This window comes from Isoptericola hypogeus, from assembly GCF_039531145.1.
GTDB lineage: Bacteria > Actinomycetota > Actinomycetes > Actinomycetales > Cellulomonadaceae > Isoptericola > Isoptericola hypogeus.
The window spans coordinates 1-534 of the sequence record NZ_BAAAPM010000037.1; the positions used below are offsets into that span (position 1 = coordinate 1).

At 69.9% G+C, this 534-nt stretch carries 1 pseudogene; it reads right to left on the minus strand.

The features are described from left to right. Positions 1 to 278 precede the first annotated feature (278 nt). Positions 279 to 368: pseudogene (locus ABD254_RS21400) on the minus strand (hypothetical protein); the annotation flags it as partial. Positions 369 to 534 lie beyond the last annotated feature (166 nt).

Here is a 534-nt window from a genome sequence, read left to right on the forward strand (position 1 = left end):
GCAGCGAGCGGCCGGCCGCGTACTCCTCGGCCACGAACCGGTCGAACCGGTCGCGCTGGAACAGGTTGTAGCCGTTCTTCAGGTCACCCTTGAACTGCGGCAGGACCTCCAGCACCGCTCGTGCGGGGTATGCCATGCTCAGGCCTCGTCGCCGGCCTCGACGTCACCGCGCTCGACGGCGGAGCGTGTGGCCGCGTACTGGCCCTCGATGTACTCCTCGACCTTCGCGCGATGCGCCACACCCGCTTCGGTCCCACCTGGATCGCGGGCAGCTCGCCCGAACGCACCAGGGTGTAGACCTGCGTGTTCGAGATGGCGAGCTCCTTGGCGACGTCGTCGACGGACAGGAAGCGGGGCGAGGTGGTCACGGGGTGATTCTGGCAGGCCCGACACTCGCGACGTCGTACGTCACCGCGGCGTGACGTAGACCCCCATGGCCCCGTGCGGGCGGTAGCGACCCACGTACAGCGGCAGGCCCGGGCTCGCGACCATGTCCGCGTACAGGCGCCGCACCCCTCGCGGGGAGAAGCCCAT